Below are 20,601 nucleotides of genomic sequence, written 5' to 3'. Positions count from 1 at the left end.
GATGCCGGACACTACCAACGTCGGGGAAACAACCGACGAAAGCCATGAGAACAGAAAACCAGACCAGAGGATTTTTCGACCATGAAAATACTGTCCCGTTTATCGACCCTACTCCTGGCAAGCGCCATGCTTGCCGGCCCCGCACTGTCCGCCGAACTGCGCATCGGCCTGCAGGATGATGCCGACGTGCTGGACCCTGCCCAGTCCCGTACCTTTGTCGGCCGCATCGTCTACACCGCTATGTGCGACAAGCTGGTGGATGTTTCGCCCGATCTGAAGATCGTGCCGCAGCTGGCCACCGAATGGGCCTGGTCTACCGATGGCAAGGAACTGACCATGAAACTGCGCGAAGGTGTCAAGTTTCACGACGGTACGCCCTTCAATGCAGCCGCCGTCGTTGCGACCATCGAACGCAACAAGACCCTGCCGGAATCCCGCCGCAAGAGCGAGCTGACCTCGGTGGAAAAGGTCGAAGCCACAGGCGACTACGACGTGAAGTTCACGCTCAAGGCGCCGGATGTCACGCTGCTGGCTCAATTGTCCGACCGTGCGGGCATGATCGTTTCGCCGAAGGCGGCCGCTGAACTCGGCGCCAATTTCGGCTCCGCGCCGGTCTGCGCCGGGCCGTTCAAGTTCGTCGAGCGCGTTCAGCAGGACCGCATCGTCCTCGAAAAATTCGCCGACTACTGGGACAAGGACAAGGTCTTCATCGACAAGGTCACCTATCTGCCGATCCCCGACACGACAGTGCGGCTTGCCAACCTGCGCTCCGGCGAACTGGACATGATCGAACGACTGGCGGCGACCGACGCGACATCCGTCAAGGCAGATGAGAGCCTGACCTATTCCGACGTCGTCAACATCGGCTACATGGCGCTCTATGTGAACATCGCCAATGGCGCCCGCGCCGACAATCCGTTCGGCAAGGACAAGCGTCTGCGCCAAGCCTTCTCGCTCGCCATCGACCGCGAAGCGCTGAACCAGGTTGTCTATGAAGGCACGGCCGTGGGCGGCAACCAGCCCTTCCCGCCGAACAGCCCTTGGTTCAACAAGGACCTGCCGGTTCCGGCCCGTGATCTTGAAAAGGCCAAGGCCCTGATCAAGGAAGCCGGCTTCGAGCGGGTGCCGATCGAAATGCAGATCCCCAACAATCCGGTTGCCGCGCAGATGATGCAGATCGTCCAGGCGATGGTGGCCGAGGCCGGCTTCGACGTCAGCCTGAAGACCACCGAGTTCGCCACGCTGCTCAGCGAGCAGACCGCCGGCAATTATCAGCTCAGCCGCTCCGACTGGTCCGGCCGCGTCGATCCCGACGGCAACCTGCATCAGTTCGTCACCTGCGAGGGCGGCATCAACGACACGAAATACTGCAACCCGGAAGTCGACGCACTCCTCAACGAAGCCCGCGCTTCGACCGACGATGCCGTGCGCAAGCAGAAATACGATGCCGCCGGCAAGATCCTCAACGAGGATCTGCCCGTCATCTATCTCGGCCACCAATCGTGGATCTGGGCAACCAAGAAAGAGGTCACCGGTTTCGTGCCTTCGCCAGACGGCATGATCCGTCTGCTCGGCGTCAAGAAGGGCTGATCCGCCCCGATCTCTCCTGCGGAGCGCCAGATGCTCCGCAGGAATCTCCCAAAATCAGGACCGGATGTTCATGCATATCTACATCGGAAAACGGCTGTTGGTCGCCATACCGACGCTTTTGATCGTGTCGATCTTCGTCTTCTCGCTGCAGAAGCTGCTGCCGGGCGATCCGATCCTCGCCATGGCCGGCGAAGAGCGTGACCCGCAGGTCATCGAATTTTTGCGGGAGAAATATCGCCTGAACGATCCCGTCATCTATCAATACGGCTACTGGATTGCCAACGTGCTGCAGGGTGATTTTGGCATCTCGCTGCGCACCAACCAGCCGGTGCTGGAACTGATCGGCGAGAAACTGCCCGTCACGATCCAGCTGGCGATCATGTCGATGATCTTTGCCTTTGTCATCGGCGTTCCCATGGGCATCCTGGCTGCCGTCAAGAAGAACACCGTCATCGACTACATCGCCAACATAGTCGCGCTGTCCGGCCTCTCCATCCCGAATTTCTGGCTGGGCATAATGCTGATCCTGCTGGTCTCGGTCAAACTCGGCTGGCTGCCGGCCTCCGGCTACGAGTCGATCTTTGTCGATCCGGTGCGTTCGATCGAAACCATGATCATGCCGGCCTTCGTGCTGGGCACAGCACTCGCCGCGACCTTGATGCGTCACACCCGGTCGGCCATGTTGAGCGTGATGAAGTCCGACTACATCCGCACGGCGCGCGCCAAGGGATTGTCGGAACGCGTCGTCATTCTCAGCCACACCTTCCGCAATGCGCTCCTGCCGATCGTGACGCTCAGCGCCCTTCTGTTCGGTGAGCTTCTCGCCGGCGCGGTACTGACTGAGCAGATCTTCACCATTCCGGGTTTTGGCAAGCTGATCGTCGATGCCGTGTTCAATCGCGATTATGCGGTGGTTCAGGGTGTCGTTCTATGCACAGCCGTCGGCTTCATCCTGATGAACCTCGTGGCCGACGTGCTCTATGTCATCCTCAATCCGCGCATGAGGGCCAGCCTATGACGACGCTTGATCCGACTGTGACTGTCAGCGTTCCGGCCAAAAGCGGCAACCGTGCCTGGCGCAAGCTGAAAGCCAATCGCAGCGCCCTTGTCGGACTTTGCATAATTCTCTTCTTCGCGATCCTGGCGTTGTCGGCACCACTGCTGCCGATCGCCGATCCGCTCGCCACGAGCTGGACCGCCATTCGCAAGGCACCATCAGCCGCGCACTGGATGGGCACCGACGATATCGGCCGCGATATCCTGTCAAGGATGATCTGGGGGGCGCAGGCCTCGTTAATGGCCGGCATCTTTTCGGTCGCGATCTCGATCGTCATCGGCGTGCCCTTCGGCCTGATCGCCGGTTATTTTGGCGGTTGGGTTGATCAGGTCATCTCGCGCATCACCGAGGCGTTTCTCGCCCTGCCCTTCCTGATCATGGCGATTGCGCTTGCAGCCTTCCTCGGCCCTAGCCTTACCAATGCAATGATCGCCATCGGCCTGTCGGCAATGCCGGTTTTCGTGCGACTGACGCGCGGCCAGGTGCTGGCCGTCAAGACGGAAGACTATGTTGAAGGCGCCCGCTCGATCGGCCTTGGCCATCTCGACATCATGCTCCGTTACATCCTGCCGAATATCACCGCACCCATTATCGTCCAGGCGACGCTGACGGTGGCGACCGCCATTATCGCCGAGGCGAGCCTCTCCTTCCTCGGGCTTGGCCAGCAGCCTCCCGCTCCAAGCTGGGGCTCGATGCTCAATGTCGCGAAGAATTTCCTCGATCAGGCCCCCTGGATGGCCATGTGGCCGGGGGCGGCGATCTTCCTGGTCGTGATCGGTTTCAATCTGCTCGGCGATGGTCTGCGCGATGCGCTCGACCCCCGGGAATCCTAAAAGACGACATCGTGAAGGAATAGTCGATGACTGAGTTTACCACCCGCCCGGAGATCCTCGGCACGTTCGGTGTCGTGACCTCGACCCACTGGATCGCCTCCGCCGTCGGCATGAGCATCCTGGAAAAGGGCGGCAATGCTTTCGATGCAGCGGTCGCGACCGGCTTCGTTCTGCAGATCCTCGAGCCTCATCTCGTCGGCCCCGGCGGCGACATGCCGGCGCTGATCTATTCGGCCAAGACTGGCAAGGTCGAGGTAATCTGTGCGCAGGGACCTGCCCCAGCTGGCGCGACGATCGACCACTACACTGACGAAGGCCTGTCGATCATCCCTGGCGATGGCTTGCTGGCCACCGTCATTCCCGGCGCCTTCGACGGCTGGATGCTGATGCTGCGGGACTATGGCACGATGACCGTGCGCGATGTGCTGGAGCCGGCGATCCACTATGCCAAACACGGCCATCCGATGCTGCCGCGCGTCTCCGCTACCATCAAGGGGCTGGCAGACTTCTTCGAGAAGGAATGGCCGACATCCTATGAGACCTGGCTGCCGGGCGGCGTGGCGCCCGAGCCGCATGCGCTGTTTTGCAATCCGGTCCTTGCCGCCACTTATACCCGCATCGTCAGGGAAGCGGAAAGCGCCACCGGACGCGAAAACCAGATCGAAGCGGCCCGCGATGCCTTCTACCGGGGCTTCGTTGCCGAGGCGATCGAGGATTATCTGAAGACCGCCGAAGTGATGGATGCCAGCGGCAGCCGCCACAAGGGCGTTCTGACTGCAGCCGATATGGCCGGATGGTCTGCCACGATTGAAGCACCGCAGACCTATGACTATCACGGTTGGACGGTTGCCAAGACAGGACCATGGGGCCAGGGTCCTGTCCTGCTGCAATCGCTGGCGCTTCTGAAGGGCGTGGATGTCGCGGCGATGGACCCGCTCGGTGCCGATTTCGTGCACACCGTCGTCGAGACGATGAAGCTCGCCTATGCCGACCGCGAGGTCTATTACGGCGACCCGGCCTTTGCTGCCGTGCCGATGGAGCAGTTGTTGTCCGATGCCTACAATGACCAGCGCCGCAAGCTGATCACGCCGCAGGCCTCAATGTTGCTTCGTCCCGGCAAGCTACCGGGTTTCGAAACCCAGCACGATCTGACGTTGGAAATGCTGGAATCCATGTCCGGCACCGGCGCCGTCTACGAACCAACCATGTCGCATCTGACCGAAAAACGCGGCGACACGGTGCATATCGACGTCATCGACCGCGAGGGCAACATGGTCTCCGTCACGCCGTCCGGCGGCTGGCTGCAATCCTCGCCGATCGTGCCGGGCCTCGGCTTCTGCCTCAATTCCCGCGCCCAGATGTTCTGGCTGAAGTCCGGCCTGCCGACCTCGCTGGCGCCGGGCAAGCGGCCGCGCACCACGCTGACGCCGTCGATCGCCCTTTACGAAGGCCGCCCGACGCTCGCCTTCGGCACGCCCGGCGGTGACCAGCAGGACCAGTGGCAGCTGTCCTTCTTCCTGCGCTATGTACACCACAAGCAGAACCTGCAGGCGGCGATCGACATGCCGCTATTTCACACCGCACATTTCCCAGGCTCCTTCTATCCGCGCACCAGCCAGCCGGGCAATGTGATGATCGAAAGCAGCATCGGCGCAGATACGATCAAGGCGCTGAGAGCCATGGGCCACGACATCACCGAGGCCGATCCCTGGAGCGTCGGTCGTCTGACCGCCGCACGCCGCGATGCCGACGGTCTGCTGCGGGCCGCAGCCACGCCGCGGCTGATGCAAGCCTATGCGATCGGGAGATAATCGATGACCTGGTCCATTGTCGCGCGCGATCCCGACACCGGCCATTTCGGCATTGCCGTCGCCAGCCGCTTCTTCGCGGTCGGCGCCGCCGTGCCCCATATGCGCGGCCGGATCGGCGCGATTGCCACGCAGGCCTTCGTCAGCCCACTTTACGGAACCGACGGCATAGCGCTTTTGTCCGAGGGCCATTCTCCCGACGATATCATCGCGATCCTGACCGGTCGCGACGACGGCGCTCAGCAGCGGCAGATGCACCTGATAGACGCGGAGGGCCGCAACGCCGCCTTTACCGGCGCAAAATGCATCGACTGGGCCGGGCATCTGGTCGACGACAATGTCTCGGTCGCCGGCAACATGCTGGCGGGACCCGAGGTCATTGCCGAGTCCCTGCGGGTCTACAAGGAGACATCAGGCGCGCCTCTGGCCGAGCGCTTGCTGGCTGCCATGGGTACCGGCGAGGCGGCCGGTGGCGACAAGCGCGGCCGGCAATCGGCAGCACTGAAGATCTACCGAGACCAGGACTATGCCTGGCTCGATATCCGTGCCGACGACCATACCGATCCGCTTGGGGAATTGCGAAGGCTCTACGCCGTGGCGCAGGAACGTTTCCTTCATGTCGCGGAGACCATGCCGACCCGTGACAATCCGCATGGCCTGACCGACCGCCGGCTGATCGACGAGAAGATCACCGCCCTCGAGGCCGCCAGAATCGCCGAAGGTCGCCCCTCGCCCTCCTTCGCCACGCCGCTGAAGCCCGCATGATCACCCCCAGGATCGGACCCGCAAAGCCATGAGCCCCATGACCACAGCTGCCGCTCAAACCGAGACACCCGCCGTCCTCTCCGTCCAGGGACTGACGACCTCCTTCCTGGTCGATGGCCAGTGGCGGACCGTGGTGCGCAATATTTCCTTCGATGTGAAGCCGGGGGAGACAGTGGCGATCGTCGGCGAATCCGGGTCGGGCAAGAGTGTCACCTCTTTGTCGATCATGCGGCTTCTGGCCCGCGACCAGAGCCGCGTAGAGGGCCGGGTGTGGCTGAACGGCCGGGATATCCTGGCGCTGTCGGAAAAGGACATGCAGAAGGTCCGCGGCAACGAGGCCGCGATGATCTTCCAGGAGCCGATGACCAGCCTCAACCCGATCTTCACCATCGGCCGGCAGATCTCCGAAGTGCTGACCCGGCACAAGGGCCTGTCGAAGGCGGAGGCGCGCGGCGAGACGATCCGGCTGTTGGAAAAGGTTCGCATTCCCAATGCCGGCGATCGTTTCGACGAATATCCGCACCAGTTTTCCGGCGGCATGCGGCAGCGCGTGATGATCGCCATGGCGCTCGCCTCGCGGCCGAAACTGCTGATCGCCGACGAGCCGACCACGGCGCTCGACGTGACGATCCAGGGCCAGATCCTCGACCTGATTAAGGTGCTGCAGGAAGAAGAAGGCATGTCCGTTCTCTTCATCACCCATGACATGGGCGTGGTGGCCGAGATCGCCGACCGCACCATCGTCATGCTGCGCGGTGATGTGGTCGAACAGGGACCGACGGCTGACGTCTTCCATTGTGGCCAGCATCCTTATACCCGCGCGCTTCTGGCCGCGGTGCCGAAGCTCGGCTCGATGCACGGCCAGGCCTGGCCGCTGCGTTTCCCGATTGTCGATATCGGCTCCGGCGTCGCGAGCGAGCCCACCGAAGTGGCAAATACTGTCGACACACGCAAGACGCCGGTTCTCTCAGTCAAGAACCTGATCACACGCTTCCCGATCCGCAGCGGCCTGTTCAGCCGTCAGACTGGGGCCGTGCATGCCGTAGAGGATGTCTCGTTCGAGCTTTTCCAAGGCGAGACGCTGTCGATCGTCGGCGAGAGCGGCTGCGGCAAATCCACCACCGGGCGCTCGATCATCCGCCTGATCGAACCTGACAGCGGCGAGGTGCATCTTGACGGCTATAATGTGCGGACGCTGGACCAGCCGAGCCTGCGCGCCATGCGCCGCAGCGTACAGATGATTTTTCAAGACCCGTTCTCAAGCCTCAATCCGCGCATGACGGTCGGTGCGGCCATCGCCGAACCCTATCTGAAACACCGGCTCGGCTCGCGGCAGGAAGCCCAGGACAAGGTCGCCGATCTCTTGCGCAAGGTCGGCCTCGACCCACAGATGATGGACCGTTATCCGCATGAATTTTCCGGCGGCCAGCGCCAGCGCATCGCCATCGCCCGCGCACTGTCGCTCAATCCCAAGGTGATTGTCGCTGATGAAAGCGTCTCTGCGCTCGACGTCTCGATCAAGGCGCAGGTCTGTAATCTCCTGATGGACTTGCAGGAAGAGTTCAATCTCGCCTTCCTTTTCATCAGCCATGACATGGCGGTGGTCGAGCGGATAAGCCACCGCGTTGCAGTCATGTATCTTGGCGAAATCGTCGAAATCGGCCCACGTGCCGCGATCTTCGACAATCCGCAGCATGACTATACGAAAAAGCTTATCGCCGCCGTGCCCGTGCCGGACCCGGCCCGTCGTGGAATCAAGCGCAATGCTGCCATCGAGGAACTGAAAAGCCCTGTACGGCCGAGTGGCTATGTGCCACCGCAACGACGATACCGCGAAGTCTCACCAGGTCATTTAGTCCAGATCTGATATGGCCTATTTGCGCAGTTGCCGCGCGTAATACAGGCGCTCAGCGTTGGTGCAGCGTTACAGATCAAGACGGACAAAAGATGCGATTGTCGGCAGACCTCAAGCCTGAGTGCGAGGCACCAGCAAGTCATCCTGGCATTTGACGGTGTATCAGCTGTCAATATGGCGGCCTTTTGCCAATACTCGCGACTTCACGGCAGAAAATCCAAAACACCACCCAACAGAGGAGGTCGAACAATCTCAATCTCTGCCCTTTCAAGTTTGGAACATAATCCGAAGCGGACTGTTAGTGCTGTATCCTTCACCACGAACCGAACATCCTTTCGAGATGTTCCGCGCTCAGGAAGTCTGACCATGAAACAGGTTGTTGCGAATGTCGCGGCAGTGGCAATCGTTGCCATGACTATGGCAAACACTGCATATGCCGATGAAGCCGTTTTTCTGAAGACGCTGGCAGGAAGCTGGAGCGGCGAAGGCATGGTCAAAGTGCGGGCCAATGCGCCGTCGATCAACGTTACCTGCGACTTTGAGTCCAATGCGATGGGCAGTTCACTGGCACTCGACGGCCGTTGCACTAGCTTGGCTGTTTTCTCTCGCGCCATCAGCGCAGACCTCAAATCTGAGGGCGCCACCTATACGGGATCTTATGTCGGTGCCGGCACGGGGACCGCTGGCCTCGGCGGACAGCGTGCGGGCGATGCGATCGACCTGAACATCCTCTGGGCAAAAAACGTCAATGGCGATCGCAAGGCAAAATTGACGATACAAAAGCGCGGCAAATCCGGAATGAGTCTGATCACCAGCGATACCGATCCGACAACGGGCGAGACGATTGTAACAAGCCGAATTGAACTCCGTCGGAGCTAATTTCGCAACGCCAACAGACGGTACGCACAGATCAATTGGATCCATTGCTCCTAAGTAGCATGACCAGCGTGTTTGCACGGCGCAGTGCTGTGAATGCGGCACCAATCGCGACAGCGGACAGGCCGATCGTCAGCATTTGATTGTATCCTCCCCAAAGCGGCTCCAAAACTGTTGCCAGTGTCGCAGCCGTTATCGTTGCCATGCGATGTTGCTTGGCCATCGGACCGCCGAAGTCGCTCGGATAGCCATTCCCGCGGCCAAGTTCGCGGATATAAGCCGTTAGCACAGCAAAGGCACCGGCAGCCCAGCCAAGGGCCGGCAAGCCGAGGCCATAACCGAGGCCGACAAAGATCATGAGATCGGCGACGCGGTCCGGAAACTCGTTCCAGAAGGGACCGTCCGGCTCTCCCTTTCCGCCTTCAATGGCAACCATGCCGTCGAAGAGATTGCAAAGCAGCCGGACCTGGCAAAAAAGAGCCGCGAGCAACAGAAAGCTGACACGTGGCCAGCCAACGGCAGCACCTGCGAAATAGAAAGCCCCACCGGCAATCGCTGCCGCCGCCATACTCGCCATGGATATCTGATTGGGCGTGATGCTCCGTGCAGCCAGCCAACGGGCAATCGCGGCGGCCCAGCGGGTGTTGCGACTGTCCAACGGTCGTCGATCCCCTGTATCGGTCATGGTCCTTACCTTGCTGAGATCGAGTAATTATATAACGCGGCGTAACTGGTCGACACCAGAAGCGGAACGGCGATGGTCTTCCATATTTCCGGTGTGCCACTTGCGACGTGGATCGCAACGAGGAGGCTGGCTGATCCCAGGCAGGCGATGACGGGCGGGACCCAAAGCCGCATCGGGTAAGCGATGCGGCGCGAAAGCCCCTCGACCACCGATTTCAGGAAAAGTGTCAGTCCGACCGACATGGTGCCCTGTACCAGGCCCGCATATACAGGTCGTGGCATGTCATGGCCGCGATTGACGAAGACTGCCCAGCCTCCCATTGCAATGAAGGCGAAGAGGAGATGTACCCATCCATTGCGGACAAACCGTCGCAGTGGCGCCGCTGTCACAGCGACCACCAGTAGCGGACGATATGGAAAAAAATAGGCGCCGAGAAGACGACAGAATCGAGTCGGTCGATCAGGCCCCCATGACCCTCGATCAAATTGCCCCAGTCCTTTACGCCGCGGTCGCGCTTGATAGCCGACATGACCAGTCCACCGAAGAAGCCCATCAGCGTGATAATGAAGGCGAGAACACCGGCCTGGAAGGGCGTGAAGGGCGTGATCCACCACAGGGCAGCCCCGATCAACGTGGCGCTGATCACGCCCCCGACAAAGCCTTCGACGGTTTTTGAAGGCGACAGATTGGGCGCGACCTTGGTGCGGCCGAACATCTTGCCCCAGACATATTGCAGGACGTCGCTGAGTTGGACCACGATCACCAGGAAGGCGATCAAAAGAACATTCCGGCCCTCGTAGCCAGGAATATGCAGGGTCAGCAAGGCCGGCACGTGTGAGGCGCAAAAAACACAGATCATCAATGCCCATTGCACTTCCGCGATGCGGATCAAGAAGCGTTCGGTGTCGGCCCGAAGCACGGAAACGATCGGCATCAGGAGGAAGGCGTAGACCGGAATGAAGATCGAGAAGATACCGTATTCTTCGGCCCATAGCAGATAGTACTGAATCGGAACGACAAGGAAGAAGGCTGCGGCAAGCGACCAGTGATCCGCCCTGCGCGTGTTGATAAGCGTCACGAATTCGCGCAATGCGGCGAAAGAGCAGAAGCCGAAGAGCACGAGTACGCCGATCCGGCCCGCGACGAAGGCAAGGCCGATCAAGACGACCATCACCCACCAGGCCTTGATGCGCGCGTTGAGGTTTTCGATCGATGCGTTCGAACCGGCTGGCGAATAGCGCTGTTGCAGGACGTAGCCGATGGCTGATGCAAAGATCAGCACACCGAAGATGCCGGTCACCAGCACCAGGAGATCTGAATTCGCGGCACTCATTCACCACCCCCTGTCCGTCTAGGAGACAGAACCAGAAGGGCAATCTTCAGTCGTTCGAGAAACGCGTCCTTGTCTTCGTCAGGCGTAATACGCAAAGGATCGCCGAAGGTGACGGTGCATATCAATGGGATCGGCACAAACTCACCCTTCGGCATCACCCGGTTCAAATTGTTGATCCAGACCGGTACGATCTCGGTCTCGGGACGGGCAGCGATCAGATGGAAAATTCCGCTTTTGAAAGGCAGAACCGGCGCATCTGTCTGGTTACGCGTGCCCTCGGGGAAAAGAATGAGGGACGAACCGGCGTCGATTGCTTCGGCCATCTGCTCGATGGGATTCTGTGTGCGCTGGTCGCGCTCTCTCGCGATGAGAACCGCGTTGAACACGTCGCGGCCAATGAAGCGCGTGAGCCTTGATTTCAGCCAGTACTCGGCGCCCGCAACCGGACGGGTCTGCTGCCGCCGTCTTGGTGGCAAAACAGCCCAGATAAGCACGAAGTCGCCGTGGCTTGAGTGATTGGCAAAATATATGCATGGCCGGGCCGGCAGCCCTTGCTCGGGCCATATGGCGCGAACTGCGGTTACCGCGCGGGCAAACAGCACGATCACCGTCGCTGCGACGGTTGTCAACAAAGGCTTCATTTATCCCCCGACCTAACGCAGCGATTGCGTCAATCGAGTTCTATCATCTGTACGGGCAGAAGAAAGGTCAGTTGCCGCATCTCGAGTGAACGGGAGAGGGATCACTTGAAGTCAATCTCAATATCGTGACGTAGGTGGTCGCCAGACCTCCGTCCTCACGCGCGCACGTCGCCTTGGCGAACAACAATCCGGTCCACTAGGGTGAAAGTCCCGCACATCTTGCCGTGTTGCGGATGTGATTTTCCATCTCAATGCGAGCAGTCGTACCGTCATTGGCCCTGAGGGCTGCTATAATCTTGCGATGCTCAGCAATGGAGTCACGCATGCGCTCCGGATCCGTGATCGGGATAGGCTGGCGCTGCGTTTCCGTCACCTGGTCGCGCACTGTCTGATAGAGGGCTTTCAACATGGCGTTGGAGCATGCCGATACGATCGTGGCATGAAAGACGAGATCGGCCTCGACATTGGCGAGCAGGTCTTGCGTCGCCCAGCATTCCTCCATGGTCCGCGTTGCCCTTTCCATCTTTTCCAACTGCAACTCGGTCAAGCGACCTGCAGACAACCGCGCGATCTCGCCTTCCATCAGGATGCGGGTCTGGAAGACATCAAAGACCGAGTAGCTATCGGAATAGCGCCAGGGCGCCATGTGTCCGCCGGGGCTGCCTGCGCCGTCAGAAGGGACTGTCACAAAAGTGCCCCTCCCGGCTTCAGTTTTCAGCAGGCCAAGTGTCTCCAGAGTGAGAAGCGCTTCGCGCAGTGATGCACGGCTGATGCCGAATTTCAGCGAAAACTCCCGCTGCGAAGGAATCTTCTCGCCGGGCTTCAGGGTGCCGGCATGAATCATCGTCTGGATCTCTCGCGCAACCGATTGTGGAACAAGCGTCTTGTTGAACATGCGATCCCTTCTCGAAACCTGAGCCTTGCGGCGTGGCTAATCTATTTTTTTGCGCGCCATCTTGCAAAGCCGAAAGCGACATGCTTGTTTGGTCTAACTGGTCTGACCAGTTAGACCAATGTAGATTGAGTTATGTTCAAATAACAAGGGGAACCCTCATGACACGCAGTTCAAAATTTAAGATCACGCTTCTTTCCGGCCTCATCGCCGCATTCGCGTCTTCTGGTGCGCATGCAGCCGATCTGACCGTCGGCGCCAATATCGGGAACGTTCCGTGGGAATTTGAAGATGCCAGTGGAAAGGTCACCGGCTTCGAAGTCGACCTGGTCACCGAAATCGCCAAACGTCTGGGCAAATCGGTGGAATTCGTCAACACGCCGTTCAACGGTCTGTTTCCGGCCGTCCAATCGGGTCGCATCAACATGGCCGTTTCGTCGATCACCATTACAGACAAGCGCCTTGAATCCGTGACCTTTGCCCAGCCCTACTACGACAGCGATCAGTCCCTGACGGTCACGGCCGCGTCCGGCATTACTGGCCTCAAGGACATGGGTGACAAGGTTGTCGGTGTTGACACGGGCTCGACCGGTGATATGTGGGCCGACGCCAATAAAGGTGAATACAAGCTCGGCGACATTCGCCGTTTCGAGGGCCTGCAGCCGGCCATGCTCGACCTCGTCGCCGGCCGCGTCGATGGCTACATCTCCGACATTCCAGCCCTTCTCTACTATGTCAAGGACAAGCCGGAACTGAAGGTGGTCGAGCGCATCCCGACCGGCGAGAAATACTCGATCATGTTCAACAAGAACGATCCGCTTGCAACCGAGGTCAATGCCGTGATCACCACGCTCAAGCAGGAAGGCTTTATCGCCAAGCTGCACGAAACCTGGTTTGGCGCTAAGGCCGAGGATACGACTTCGACCGTCACTGTTCTCGACATGCCTAAGGCCAAGTAAGGCTGACACTGAGACCGGCGGGGCAGTTACGCTCCTCCGGTCGGCCAAGGGAGCCGCTGCGGCATGACACTAATCAATACTTTCTTCAATCTGCAGGTGATGATCGACAGCCTGCCGCAGCTCCTCTGGGGGTTGATCGTCACGCTGCAGATCGGCGTGACGAGCATTCTGTGCGGATTGGCCGGCGGCTTGTTTCTGGCGGTCGCCCGCCTTTATGCACCGTCTTTCGTCAAGCTGTTGATTCGCGTCTATATCGACATATTCCGCTCGATCCCGCTGCTTGTGCTTTTGATCATCGTTTACTACGCGCTACCCTTTATCGGGATCCGGTTATCGCCCTTCTTTTCGGCAGTGACAGCGCTTTCTCTCGTTTCGGCAGCCTACACTGCGGAAATCTTCCGCGCCGGCATCGAGGCCATTCCGCATGGCCAATTCGAGGCATCGGCAGCACTTGGACTGTCGAACAAGGACACGATGATCGACGTCATCCTGCCGCAGGCAATTCGCATCGTCATCCCGCCGCTGACCAACAACTGCATCAATGTCATGAAGGATACCGCTCTCGCCTCTGTCGTCGCCATGCCGGATCTCTTGAAGCAGGCGACGCAGGCACAGGCGCTGTCTGCCAATCCGACGCCACTGATCGGAGCGGCACTCATCTATATCGCACTTCTCTGGCCGATGGTGGCGATCGTCGCACGGCTTGAGAAGCATTACAGCCGGGGCAAACGCTGATGGAAAAACCCGCAACGCCCCTCATTTCGATCAGGGGCCTGACCAAGGCCTACGGCACCTTCACTGTACTGCATGGGATCGATCTCGACATCGCAGAAGGCGAAGTGGTCTGTGTCATCGGCCCCTCCGGATCCGGAAAATCAACGCTGATCCGCTGCATCAATCACCTGGAAGCATTCGGCGAAGACAGCCGCATCACCGTCGACGGCATCCGCGTCGAGCCCGGACCAGCCCTGGCCAAGGTGCGCGCCGAGGTCGGCATGGTGTTTCAGTCGTTCAACCTCTTCCCCCATATGACTGTCTTGAAGAACGTCATGCTGGCGCCGATGCGGGTGCGCAAGACGTCGGCAGGAGATGCCGAACGAAAGGCCCGCGAGCTGCTTGCACGGGTCGGCATTGGCGAACAGGCGGAGAAATACCCCGGCCAACTTTCCGGTGGTCAGCAGCAGCGTGTGGCCATCGCGCGGGCACTCGCCATGGAACCGCGCGTTTTGCTCTTCGACGAGCCGACCTCTTCGCTCGACCCGGAAATGGTTGGCGAAGTGTTGGACGTGATGCGCAAACTCGCCGGTACCGGGGTCACCATGATCGTCGTCACCCATGAAATGGGTTTTGCCCGCCAGGTGGCCGACCGGGTGATCTTCATGGACAGCGGCCGTCTGGTGGAGGCCGGCACGCCAGAAGCCATTTTCGATGATCCGAAAGAAGAACGGACGCGCGGTTTCCTGCGCGCCGTCCTCAATCACTGAACACAATAATAAATCTGGAGGACAACAAGGATGGCCACCACTTCGCCGCTTAATCTTGAATACGTGCGCAGCCAATTTCCAGGGCTCGACCGCGGATGGACATTTTTCGACAATGCCGGCGGCTCGCAGATCCTCAAAGGCGCTGTCGAACGCATCAACACGTTCCTGATCGAGAAGAACGTCCAGATCGGCGGCTCCTATGAGGTGTCGCAGGCGGCAGCGGCCGCGCTTTACGAGGCTCGCACGGCGGCAATGCATCTGATCAATGCCAGTCGCCCGGAAGAGATCATCTTTGGCAATTCGACCACAGCCCTGCTGCAGAACCTTGCGCGCGCCATGCACAGCCAGCTTTCCCCCGGCGACGAAATCATCGTCACCATCGCCGATCATGAATCCAATATCGGTCCCTGGGACCGGTTGCAGGAGCGCGGCGTCATCGTGAAAACATGGCCCCTCAACAAGGACAGCCTGACGCTTGACCTTGCCGATCTCGCCCCCCTGATGAGCGAGCGCACCAGGCTCGTCTGCGTCACCCATTGTTCGAACCTCCTTGGTTCAATCAATCCGATCCGCGCGATCTCAGATTTTGTCCATGCCAAGGGAGCAAAGATCTGCGTCGATGCCGTCGCCTTTGCCCCACACCGTGCGGTCGATGTGCAGGCCTTCGACGTCGACTATTACGTGTTCAGTCTCTACAAGACCTATGGGCCCCATTATGCACTGATGTACGGAAAGCATGATCTGCTGCTCGAACTCGACCCGCTCTATCACTACTTCTACGGCCGAGACAAAGTGCCCGCCAAACTTGAACCGGGCAATCCAAACTACGAGCTTGCCTTCTCCACCTGCGGAATTGTCGACTATCTGGTGGCGCTGGGCGAACAGGCTGGCGAGACCGGCAGCGTGCGTCAAAAGATCGAAGCCGCCTATCGCGCAATCACCGAGCAGGAAAACCAGCTGACCGAGCGGTTGCTCAGCTACCTGCGCTCGCGAAATGATTGCCAGATTGTTGGTCATTCATTCAATCGCGATGCTCAGCGTGTGCCGACAATTGCCTTTCGTTTCGATGGACGCAACGCAGCAGACCTGTGCAAGGCGATGGACAGCGAAAAGATCGCCATGCGTTTCGGCGATTTCCATTCCCGCCGACTTGCCGAATATCTCGGACTGACCGACCATGGCGGCATGTTGCGGGTGTCGATGGTGCATTACAACACGCTGGAGGAAGTCGATCGCTTTACGACAGCGCTTGACCGGATCCTCTCGACACCAGAGGGCTTGGCGCAGGTGAGCTAAGCCGACCGGCACGCGATAGATCACAACGAGGAAAACCGACATATGCGTTTCGATACGGTGATCAGGCACGGAACGGTGGTAACCGCGAGCGACACTTTTGTCAGTGACGTCGGCATCAAGGATGGGCGCATCGCAGCTCTTGCCGCGGAACTCGATGACGCGGACGAGATCATCGACGCGCGGGGCCTGTTCGTCCTGCCCGGCGGTATCGATAGCCATGTGCATCTCGACCAGCCCTCCGGCGATGGCATCGTGATGGCCGACGATTTCGACAGCGGCACGCGGTCTGCCGCAATCGGCGGCAACAGCACCGTGCTTGCCTTTTGCATGCAGGAAAAAGGCCAGTCGCTGCGGGAGGCACTCAAAGTCTATCACGCCAAGGCAGATGGCCAATGTCATGTCGACGTGTCCTTCCATCTTGTCATTACCGATCCGACAGCTGACGTGCTCGGCCAGGAACTGCCAGCCCTGGTCGAGGATGGCTACACATCGCTGAAGATTTTCATGACTTATGAGGGTCTGCGCCTGCGCGACGACGAAATCCTCGCGACCCTCGACGCTGCGAGGCGCACCGGCGCGCTGGTCATGGTCCATTGCGAGAACGAAGATGCGATCCGCTACCTGATCGGGCGACACGAGGAAGAAGGCAAGCTCGCAGCCAAGTTTCACGCGACGACCCGACCCATCGCAGCCGAACGAGAGGCAACGCACAGGGCTCTGTCGCTGGCGGAAATTGTCGATGTGCCTGTTGTCATCGTGCATGTCTCCAACCGCGAGGCGATGGAGGAAATCCGCCGTGCCCGTCGGCGTGGGCAGAAGATCGCTGGTGAGACCTGCCCGCAATACCTGATGCTGACGGCGGACGATCTCGATCAGGAAGCACTCGAAGGGGCCAAATATGTCTGCTCGCCGCCGCCGCGTGACAAGGCAAGCCAGGACGCCTGCTGGGAAGGGCTTGAACAGGGCGTGTTCGACCTCTTCTCGTCGGATCACTGTCCCTTCCGCTTCGACGACCCGGAAGGAAAGATGAATGAAAAGGGCAAGCGGCATTTCCGCTGGATACCGAACGGCATCCCGGGGGTCGCCACACGCCTGCCTATCCTGTTTTCCGAAGGCGTCATGAAGGGGCGCATTGACATAAACCAGTTCGTCGCCCTGACATCGACCAATCACGCCAAACTCTATGGTCTCTATCCGAGGAAGGGGACCATATCGATCGGCGCAGACGCCGATATCGCGCTCTGGGACCCGGAAAGACGCGTCACACTGACCAATCAGATGCTGCAGCATGGTGCTGATTATACACCGTATGAGGGCCTTGAGATCCGCGGCTGGCCGGTGCGCCTGCTCCTGCGCGGGAAAACCATCGTCAGCGACAGCGCATTGACGCCGCGGGCCGATAGGCAGGGAGCGTATCTCGCCCGCGGACGCTCATCTATGGTCGGATGAAAGCCAAATGCAAACGAGCAGGCTGGATAGAAGGCGAAAAATGACAAATCATGCGATTACAAGTGTCGACGTTTCGACTCGATTGCACTAGAAGTGCATTAGACCGTTGATAAGCACGCACCAGAACGATAGGTTCTGCGCGCGAGTCAAACGGCTGCACAATTAAAGAGGAACTATCATGGCGACCGGTACGGTTAAATTTTTCGCTGAAGACAAGGGCTTTGGCTTCATCACGCCTGACAATGGCGGTCCAGACGTTTTCGTTCACGTTTCTGCCTTGCAGCAGGGCGGCTCGCTGCGTGACGGCGACAAGGTTAGCTTCGAAGTTGGCCAGGATCGCAAGACAGGCAAGTCGAAGGCCGAAAGCGTCAGCGTTCTCTGATCGCATCAGCGCAAGGATCCAGCCTGCCTTGATTTAGGCAGGCTGGCTCTGTAAAGACGAGCGTCACCGGCTGGTACCGGTGTTAGGCGCTGCAGTATAGCCGTATGTCTGCGAGCCCATCCAGTATGAGGCCGTAATCAGTAGACAGGCAACGATCACCTGTTGACACGTCTGAACGTGAGCATCCGCTAAATGCGGAATTTTCTGCGGCTGGTCCACATTTTCACCTCCCCTAGGTTCTCCCCCGCGCCCGTCGCGCTTTTCTCTGTTCTTTAATGTGACCAGCGATCGGGTTGCATGAGGTGAGACATAAGCTTCATTCTGCGGGCCGCATCCATCAGCATCACAGTCTCCTCAATTGCGGATTGACGAGAACCGGCGCTGATTGCAAAGATGATCACAAGAACGGTCCAAGCTCGGGCGGGGAGACTTTGTGATGGACACGTCATGGATGCATGTATCTATAACACCGAGGCTTCAGGCCGCGCTTCTGATTGTGTTTCTCTGCTTCTCATCACTCCCAGCGGCTGCGCAAACAGCTCAACCCAGCTCATCGCCGCCGGAAAACGTCCAGCGTTTCGTTGAGCTTATTGCCGACCCGGACGTGCAGAAATGGCTTCTGCAGCAAGCAGACGCCGCGCCGACTGCCGAACGGCCTGTTGCGCCGCACTCCGAACCCGATATTTCCTTTGCTGATTTCACCATGCGGTTCCGATCGCATATGGCAGGCCTGTTTGAAGCGAGCCGATCGTTTCCGTCGCAAACGATGCAGGCAGCAGATTTCCTGGACCAGGAGATCGAGGAAAGTCGCGGTATACGGCCAATCTTTCTAGTCAGTGCGTTCCTGGCAGCAGGGTTCCTCCTACAATGGATCTTCCGCGCTCTGACCTCCCGGTGGCGGCATTGGATGGCGCAGGCTCCGTTCACGACCGTCCACGAGCGGACGCTTGCCGTCGGTACCAGACTGCTGTGGGCAGCCTGTTATCTTGCGTCCTTCGCCATTGGAAGTATCGGATTTTTCCTTCTATTCGAATGGCCGCCGCTGATCCGGGAGATCGTTGTCGGTTATCTGCTCGCCATTGTCGTGTTCCGGCTGGCCAGCGCCATCGTCACTGTACTTCTGGCGCCGCCGGGTTTGACCGACGCAACATCCCATTTGCACCGCGTCATTCCCGTCAGCGATGCAGCGGCCGCGCACTGGTCAAAGCGCGCCGTCTATCTGATTGGATGGTACGCCTTCGGCTGGGTCACCATAAGATTGCTGGGCACTATGGGTTTTTCCATTCCTGCTCGACAGCTCGTCGCTTACGCGCTTGGCCTGGTACTGCTGGCGATCGCCATCGAAGCCGTGTGGCGGCGACCGCATCCAACGTCTTTGGCGGAGCACAAGCCCCGCATCAACTGGCGCGCCAAGAACACTCTCTGGACGCTTTACTTTATTGCGATCTGGCTGTTGTGGGTCGCAGGTGCCATGAAGTTGTTCTGGATTGCCGTGGTTGTTGCGGCACTGCCCGGCGCGATCGTTCTGGCCAAGGCTTCCGTCAACAATCTCCTGGGCACGCCTGCCGCTCATGGGGATGACGGCTCCGGTATGACACTGCTCTCCGTCATCGTGGAGCGCGGCATTCGCGCTGCCCTCATTATCGGCACTCTTATTTTCCTTGCAGATGTGCTGGAAATCGAGCTCACCGAAATGACAATGCAGGATTCACCGACCCTGCGTCTCGTCCGCGGTCTCCTCAGCGCAGGGATCATTTTCCTCGCCGTCGATCTGATCTGGAATGTCGCAAAGGTGTTGATTGATCGCAAGCTCGGACAGACGCAAGCGACATTCGAAATCGGCAGCGAACAGGAGCGGCGCCGCGCCCGCATTCGTACGCTTCTGCCGATCTTCAAGAACATTTTGATGATTCTTCTGGTTGCAATTGCCGTGATGATGGGTCTTTCGTCTCTGGGCGTCGAAATCGGGCCCCTGATCGCCGGTGCTGGCGTCGTTGGCGTGGCCATCGGTTTTGGCGCGCAAACCGTGGTCAAGGACGTGATCAGCGGCATGTTCTACCTGCTCGACGATGCATTTCGCGTCGGCGAATATATCCAGAGCGGCAGCTATAAGGGCACGGTCGAATCCTTCAGTCTGCGCTCAATCAAGCTGCGCCATCATCGCGGCCCGATCTATATCGTGCCGTTCAGCGAACTTGGCGCAGTTCAGAACATGAGCCGCGACTGGTCGGTGGTGAAATTCATGCTGACGGTGTCCTACGAGGCCGATATTGCCAAAGTCAAATCAATCACAAAGACAGTTGGCAAAACCCTGCGTGATGATGAGGAGTTCCAGCCGTTCATCATCGAAAACCTCAAGATGAAAGGCGTCGAAGAGTTTACCGACTACGGCATAAAGCTCAGTTTCGGCATGACACTGAAGCCCACGCAACTACAGTCGGCGATCCGCAGACGCGCCTATGCCATGCTGCGCGAAGCCTTCAAGCAGAATGGCATTGAGTTTGCGCAACCGACGGTGCAGATCGGGGGGGATGACAAGAATTCCGCAGCGGCGGCAGCCCAGGTTCAACTGCAGGCCCATCAACGGGAGGCCGCTCTCAACGCAGCAGCAAAATAGGCGAGCTGTTCAGCGAGACTGGCATATTGCGAACGATGTGGGGTCCGGAACAATGTAGACCGTCCGGCTTTTACCAGTG

19 protein-coding genes are annotated in these 20,601 nt (G+C 59.2%); 14 read left to right on the top strand and 5 right to left on the bottom strand.

The genetic code is table 11. The features are described 5' to 3' along the window. The first annotated feature begins 81 nt into the window (after positions 1-81). The 7 genes from LQ231_RS20960 to LQ231_RS20930 all read left to right on the top strand — a co-directional run bounded on the left by LQ231_RS20960 (position 82) and on the right by LQ231_RS20930 (position 8,787). On the top strand, positions 82-1,590 hold the full coding sequence (locus tag LQ231_RS20960; RefSeq protein ID WP_230173714.1) for an ABC transporter substrate-binding protein: 1,509 nt from the start codon (positions 82-84) through the stop codon (positions 1,588-1,590). Between the two features lie 70 nt (positions 1,591-1,660). Further along, on the top strand, positions 1,661-2,608 hold the full coding sequence (locus LQ231_RS20955) for an ABC transporter permease (RefSeq protein WP_230173713.1): 948 nt from the start codon (positions 1,661-1,663) through the stop codon (positions 2,606-2,608). Next, positions 2,605-3,480: an ABC transporter permease gene (locus LQ231_RS20950; protein WP_230173712.1), complete on the top strand. Its 876-nt coding sequence runs from the start codon at positions 2,605-2,607 to the stop codon at positions 3,478-3,480. The genes LQ231_RS20955 and LQ231_RS20950 overlap by 4 nt, the downstream gene beginning before the upstream one ends. Before the next feature lie 26 nt (positions 3,481-3,506). Next, complete coding sequence (locus LQ231_RS20945; RefSeq protein ID WP_230173711.1) at positions 3,507-5,291, top strand: gamma-glutamyltransferase family protein; 1,785 nt, start codon at positions 3,507-3,509, stop codon at positions 5,289-5,291. Between the two features lie 3 nt (positions 5,292-5,294). After that, positions 5,295-6,053: a DUF1028 domain-containing protein gene (locus LQ231_RS20940; RefSeq protein ID WP_230173710.1), complete on the top strand. Its 759-nt coding sequence runs from the start codon at positions 5,295-5,297 to the stop codon at positions 6,051-6,053. Positions 6,054-6,090: 37 nt separating this feature from the next. Beyond that, a complete protein-coding gene (locus tag LQ231_RS20935) occupies positions 6,091-7,920 on the top strand; it encodes an ABC transporter ATP-binding protein (RefSeq protein WP_113143592.1) in 1,830 nt (609 codons plus the stop codon). A 354-nt stretch (positions 7,921-8,274) separates the two neighbouring features. Beyond that, on the top strand, positions 8,275-8,787 hold the full coding sequence (locus tag LQ231_RS20930; RefSeq protein ID WP_113143593.1) for a hypothetical protein: 513 nt from the start codon (positions 8,275-8,277) through the stop codon (positions 8,785-8,787). 31 nt (positions 8,788-8,818) lie between these two features. On the opposite strand, the gene LQ231_RS20925 is transcribed toward LQ231_RS20930, so the two are convergent. From LQ231_RS20925 to LQ231_RS20905, 5 genes are all read right to left on the bottom strand, one after another. After that, the gene (locus tag LQ231_RS20925) at positions 8,819-9,469 is read right to left on the bottom strand and encodes a CDP-alcohol phosphatidyltransferase family protein (protein WP_230173708.1); all 651 of its coding nucleotides are present in this window, start codon (positions 9,467-9,469) and stop codon (positions 8,819-8,821) included. A 5-nt stretch (positions 9,470-9,474) separates the two neighbouring features. Beyond that, positions 9,475-9,867 carry a hypothetical protein gene (locus LQ231_RS20920; protein WP_230173706.1) on the bottom strand — a complete coding sequence of 131 codons (393 nt, stop codon included), beginning with the start codon at positions 9,865-9,867 and terminating at the stop codon, positions 9,475-9,477. Then, the gene (locus LQ231_RS20915; RefSeq protein ID WP_230173704.1) at positions 9,855-10,802 is read right to left on the bottom strand and encodes a phosphatidate cytidylyltransferase; all 948 of its coding nucleotides are present in this window, start codon (positions 10,800-10,802) and stop codon (positions 9,855-9,857) included. Before LQ231_RS20915 ends, LQ231_RS20920 begins: the two co-directional genes overlap by 13 nt. Further along, positions 10,799-11,443 carry a lysophospholipid acyltransferase family protein gene (locus tag LQ231_RS20910; protein WP_230173703.1) on the bottom strand — a complete coding sequence of 215 codons (645 nt, stop codon included), beginning with the start codon at positions 11,441-11,443 and terminating at the stop codon, positions 10,799-10,801. Before LQ231_RS20910 ends, LQ231_RS20915 begins: the two co-directional genes overlap by 4 nt. A 196-nt stretch (positions 11,444-11,639) precedes the next feature. Next, complete coding sequence (locus tag LQ231_RS20905) at positions 11,640-12,338, bottom strand: FCD domain-containing protein (protein ID WP_230173702.1); 699 nt, start codon at positions 12,336-12,338, stop codon at positions 11,640-11,642. A gap of 158 nt (positions 12,339-12,496) precedes the next feature. Here LQ231_RS20905 and LQ231_RS20900 point away from each other — a divergent pair, with 158 nt between their 5' ends. The 7 genes from LQ231_RS20900 to LQ231_RS20870 all read left to right on the top strand — a co-directional run bounded on the left by LQ231_RS20900 (position 12,497) and on the right by LQ231_RS20870 (position 20,522). Further along, positions 12,497-13,294, top strand: coding sequence for an ABC transporter substrate-binding protein (locus tag LQ231_RS20900; protein WP_230173701.1), 798 nt, complete (start codon positions 12,497-12,499; stop codon positions 13,292-13,294). A gap of 63 nt (positions 13,295-13,357) precedes the next feature. After that, positions 13,358-14,029, top strand: a complete 672-nt coding sequence (locus tag LQ231_RS20895) for an amino acid ABC transporter permease (protein WP_113143600.1) — start codon at positions 13,358-13,360, stop codon at positions 14,027-14,029. Then, the gene (locus LQ231_RS20890; protein WP_230173700.1) at positions 14,029-14,778 is read left to right on the top strand and encodes an amino acid ABC transporter ATP-binding protein; all 750 of its coding nucleotides are present in this window, start codon (positions 14,029-14,031) and stop codon (positions 14,776-14,778) included. The genes LQ231_RS20895 and LQ231_RS20890 overlap by 1 nt, the downstream gene beginning before the upstream one ends. Positions 14,779-14,808: 30 nt before the next feature. Then, positions 14,809-16,074, top strand: a complete 1,266-nt coding sequence (locus LQ231_RS20885; RefSeq protein ID WP_230173699.1) for a cysteine desulfurase-like protein — start codon at positions 14,809-14,811, stop codon at positions 16,072-16,074. A 42-nt stretch (positions 16,075-16,116) separates the two neighbouring features. Then, on the top strand, positions 16,117-17,523 hold the full coding sequence (gene hydA, locus LQ231_RS20880) for a dihydropyrimidinase (RefSeq protein ID WP_230173698.1): 1,407 nt from the start codon (positions 16,117-16,119) through the stop codon (positions 17,521-17,523). 178 nt (positions 17,524-17,701) lie between these two features. Next, the gene (locus LQ231_RS20875; protein WP_007606708.1) at positions 17,702-17,905 is read left to right on the top strand and encodes a cold-shock protein; all 204 of its coding nucleotides are present in this window, start codon (positions 17,702-17,704) and stop codon (positions 17,903-17,905) included. Between the two features lie 436 nt (positions 17,906-18,341). Further along, on the top strand, positions 18,342-20,522 hold the full coding sequence (locus LQ231_RS20870; RefSeq protein ID WP_230173697.1) for a mechanosensitive ion channel family protein: 2,181 nt from the start codon (positions 18,342-18,344) through the stop codon (positions 20,520-20,522). Positions 20,523-20,601: the final 79 nt, after the last annotated feature.

The organism is Rhizobium sp. CECT 9324, from assembly GCF_918741265.1.
Lineage (GTDB): Bacteria > Pseudomonadota > Alphaproteobacteria > Rhizobiales > Rhizobiaceae > Allorhizobium.
The sequence above is the reverse complement of the archived record's forward strand: the minus strand, read 5'-3'. Positions and strand labels throughout refer to the sequence as shown.